General features: G+C 57.6%; 3 protein-coding genes. All 3 read left to right on the top strand.

What is annotated here, in order from left to right; translation table 11 throughout:
* Positions 1–281: 281 nt before the first annotated feature.
* The gene (locus ABJK56_RS12370) at positions 282–767 is read left to right on the top strand and encodes a hypothetical protein (protein WP_347244975.1); all 486 of its coding nucleotides are present in this window, start codon (positions 282–284) and stop codon (positions 765–767) included.
* A 92-nt stretch (positions 768–859) separates the two neighbouring features.
* A complete protein-coding gene (locus tag ABJK56_RS12375; RefSeq protein WP_347244976.1) occupies positions 860–4,207 on the top strand; it encodes a DNA methyltransferase in 3,348 nt (1,115 codons plus the stop codon).
* Positions 4,204–4,601, top strand: a 398-nt coding sequence (locus ABJK56_RS12380) for a hypothetical protein (RefSeq protein ID WP_347244977.1), incomplete at its 3' end; no start/stop codon positions are given. The genes ABJK56_RS12375 and ABJK56_RS12380, both read left to right, overlap by 4 nt.

Here is a 4,601-nt window from a genome sequence, read left to right on the forward strand (position 1 = left end):
AGAGGCGGAAGGTGGGGGGCACCACCCTCGTGGCCCTTCGGGTATACCTACCCCTTTCCCCGGAGGAACCGGAGGAAGGGGAAGGGGTCCAGGTGGTCTGGCCCGTGCGCATAAGGGGGTGGTACGGACGAATTCGCCACTCGGGCATACGAGTTCTTAGGACAACTTGAAAGGGGGTGGGAGCGATGACTAAACTGGCTGGTAAGAGGGGCCAAGTTTGGTTATGACACGGCAGATCCCCATTGAAGAGCGACATACCCGAACACTAGGAGATGGGTAAAATGCCACGCAGAAAGAAGTCAAACCAAATTGCTGTGCGCGACTTCCGGCACAAGGAGGTTCGGCGCAAGAACAACCCGCCCGCTGGTATCGCCCCAACCTACGAAGTGCGGGAGCGCCAGACGACTCGCTACGCCTACGACCCCCATCTGGACCCGAAGCTGGACTGGGCGGGTAAGGCGGAGCACACGTCGTTTGAGGCGTATGTGGTATCGCTTCACATCCACGAACGCATCTCCACCCGGGCGATCCTGGACACTATCTGCCGCCCGCGACGCATCCAGCCGGATCTCTTTAGCGAGACGCGGCTGCCGGCTGACCAGCAGGTCGAATTCTACCAGCACCAGGTGGGCTGGGCCAACCGCCTCATCCTAGGCGATTCGCTCCTGGTGATGAATTCGCTACTGGTCAAAGAGGGCATGGCGGGCCAGGTACAGATGATTTATATTGACCCGCCTTACGGCATCAAGTATTCTTCCAACTTCTAGCCCCGCATCGACCGGCGCGATGTGAAGGACAAGGACGAAGACCTCACCCACGAGCCGGAGCAGATCAAAGTCTGCTTTAAAGGAGTATGACGATGGAGCAGAATGATCTCCAACAAAAGATCAGTCAATGGGCAAAGAAAATCCGTAGCGACTTAGACAAAATGCTGCCAAATAATCCTAACGAAGCTAAATTCCGTCAGCCCATTGACCAGTCGCTCACCCAATTTTGTCAGGAGGTTGGCTTGGACCCACAGGCCAACGCCGAATACACCCTGGCTACCGGGCGCGCCGATGCCGTCTTCAACCGCTTCGTCATCGAGTATAAGCGACCGGGAACGCTGAAGGACAGTCTTTCTCACAGGCAAACGAATCGTGCCGTCCAGCAAGTCAAAAAATACATCTCTGACTTGGCAAAAGGTCAACGGCAGGACATCAGCCGCATTGCCGGCGTCGCTTTTGACGGGCACTATATCATCTTCGTCCGCTACCGTAACGGAGACTTTTCTGTTGAATCACCAACGCCCGTTACGCAGGCGTCGCTGGAGCGGTTTCTCTACTGGCTGGCAAGCCTCTCCTCAGGGATTGCCCTCACGCCCGAAAATCTCAACCGCGACTTCAGTATCGAGCAGCAGCGCACCCAGACCATCTTGCGTGCCCTGACCCAGGGGTTAGACGCGGAGCTACAACGCAACACCCCGATGGTGCGCAACCTCTTCGAGCAGTGGAAGCTCTTTTTCAGCGAGTCGATCGACTACTCGGAAGCCTTCGGAGGGCGCAAACTAGAGCTGCTCAAAGAGTGGGCAAGCAAAGCGGGCTTAACTGTTACGGAACCCGAACGCACCTTCTTCTGCCTCCATACCTACTTTGCTCTGCTGGTCAAACTCATCGCATGGCTGGCGCTTTCACGCCATCTTGCTGTCAAGTTGGGTGTTCCATCGCTTGGCGAACTGGCAGTTGCCGATGGCGATACCCTGCGCCGCCATCTTGAGAAGATGGAATCGGGCGGCATCTTCCGTGATTTCGGCATCACCAACCTGCTGGAGGGCGACTTTTTCTCCTGGTATCTCTATGCCTGGAACAACGAGATTGAGAATGCCGTGCGGGAGATCATCCTCCGGCTGGATGAATACGATCCCACTACGCTCACCGTCGTGCCCGAGGAAACTCGCGACCTCTTCAAGTTACTCTACCACTACCTCTTGCCCCGCGAAATCCGCCACAACCTCGGCGAATACTACACCCCTGACTGGCTGGCACAATGGGTGCTCAAGCAAGTTGATAGCGATTTTTTCGCCTCCGATACCCATACCCACGAAGCACAGTTGCGTGAGAAACTTTTGAACCTCCGCTGGCTTGACCCGGCCTGCGGCTCTGGCACTTTCCTCGTCCTCATCCTCAACCGCATGAAGGAACTTGGCTCAGAACTGAAGGTCAACGAGCCGGAGTTGCTCCACGCCATCCTCCACAATGTCGTCGGCTTTGACATCAACCCGCTGGCGGTGCTGACCGCAAGAGTAAACTACCTACTTACCATCGCTGACTTGCTCCCGCATCGGAAAGGCGAAATCATCATCCCTGTCTATCTCGCCGATTCCGTCCGAACCCCAGCAAGGGGTAAAGAACTTTTCTCCGCCGACACCTATGAGTTCCCGACAGCCGTTGGCACACTCCGCGTTCCCGCATGTCTCAGCACCAAAGAGCACTTTGACCGATTTTGCAACATGCTGGAAGAGAGCGTCGAAGATAAAATCAACCCCGAGGCTTTTGTGCACCGAGTGGAGAAGGAACTGGCTCCTCCGAATTGGCAACAAGGAGACGCTGAAGTGGTAAGGAAACTTTACGAGCAAATCTTGGACTTGTACCAAAAAGGGATGAACGGACTCTGGGCGCGCCTCCTCAAAAACAACTTCGCTCCCCTCACCGTCGGCGAGTTTGACTATATCGTCGGCAATCCGCCCTGGGTCAACTGGGAACACCTGCCTGATGGGTATCGCAACGGCACCAAAGACCTGTGGGAACGCTACCGGCTGGCGGGAACCTTCAAAGGAGGGCGCCCTCGGCTGGGTGCGGTGAAGGTGGATATCTCGGCTCTGATGACCTACACGGTGACGGACAGCCTGTTGAAAGATGGCGGACGGCTCGGCTTTGTCATCACCCAGAGCCTCTTCAAGACTGCCGCAGGCTCTGGCTTCAGGCGTTTTGAACTGCCACCGCACAATAGGCAGAGGCGCCCCATCAAAGTGGTCTATGTGGACGACATGGTTGTGCTACAGCCCTTTGAAGGCGCTTCCAACCGCACTGCTGTGATGGTGCTGGAAAAGGGCAAGCCCACCACCTACCCCGTGCCCTACACCGTCTGGCGCAAAGTCGGTAGGAAAAGATTCACCTACGACAGTACCCTTGGCGAGGTAATCCAAGCCACAAAGCAGCTGGACTTCGTTGCCGAACCCGTTGATCCCAACGACCCGACTTCCCCCTGGCTCACCGCCCGCGAGAGAGCCCTTAAAGCCATCCGCAAGGTGCTGGGAAGGTCCGATTACGAAGCACACGCTGGTTGCTGTACGTGGCTAAACGCCGTCTACTGGGTGAACATCGTGAAAAACCACTCTCTCAAGTGCCCCGTTGGGCTGGTCATGGTGAGCAACATCACTGAGGGCGCCAAAGTGAAGGTGGACAAAGTGACCAAGCCGATTGAACCCGACTTGCTCTATCCCCTCCTGCGCGGGCGCGACGTCCGGCGGTGGAAGGCAGAACCCTCGGCGTGGATTATTGTGCCCCAAGACCCAAAGAACCCAACCCGTGCTTACCCAGAGAAGCGCCTGCAGGCGGACTACCCTAAGACCTATGGCTACTTGAAGCGTTTTGAAAAGGAACTGCGCAACCGCAGTGGCTATAAGCAAATCCTCTCTAAACGGGAACCCGAGTTTTATGGTGTCATGGACATCGGCACCTACACCTTCGCCCCCTGGAAGGTGGTATGGACACGACTCGCGCAGATTGAGGCAGCAGTGGTCGGCTTACATGAGAGCAAGCCAGTTGTGCCTCAAGAGACGGTGACGCTGGTGGAGTGCTCAAACGCTGAGGAAGCCCACTATATCTGTGCGCTTGTGAACTCGTTGCCATTCCAATTTGTGGCTGTCTCCTATAGTCAGGAAGGCGGCAAAAGCATGGGCTCAATGCACATCCTTGAGCACGTCCGCATCCCCCGCTACAACCCGAAGGACCCGGTGCGTCGGCGGCTTTCCGAACTCTCACAGGAGGCCCACGAGGCCGCGAAGGCAGGGGATGAGAAGCGGTTGCGGAAGATTGAGGCGGAGATTGATGTCCAGGCGGCGAAGCTCTGGGGCTTGAGCGATGAGGAGCTGCGTGAAATTCAGCAAAGTTTGCGCGAACTGGTCGGAGAGGAACAAGCCGAGGGGGCGGAGGAGGCAGTGACGTGAACCCCATTTCGGGCGTCCGGCAAGTGCTGAAAGCCATAGCCGAAGAGGTGGAAGTCCTGCCCGCCGTGGGTGGGGCGGTAGAGGACTTAGAGCGCCCCGACTTTGAGGAGCGAGAGGACCAGGCCCTGAACCTTCGGGAACGCGGCTTCCTCCCCCTCGCCTCTCACCACGCAAGCTGCGCCCTCGCCCGTACCCCCTCCGCCCTGGAAGCCCACCTGGCCCAGGCCCCGCCAGGCGGCGTCCTGGCCCTGGACTTCACCCCCCTCAGGCACGAAGGCCCCCGCATGGAGGGCGTGGACCGGGTCTGGAGCACGGCCCACAAGGCCCCCATATGGGGTTACAACCGACATTCCGCACCCCTCTTTCTTGGCCTTAGGATTTTGGGATGGAAACC

This window comes from Thermogutta sp., assembly GCF_039793925.1.
In the GTDB taxonomy this organism is placed as follows: Bacteria; Planctomycetota; Planctomycetia; order Pirellulales; family Thermoguttaceae; genus Thermogutta.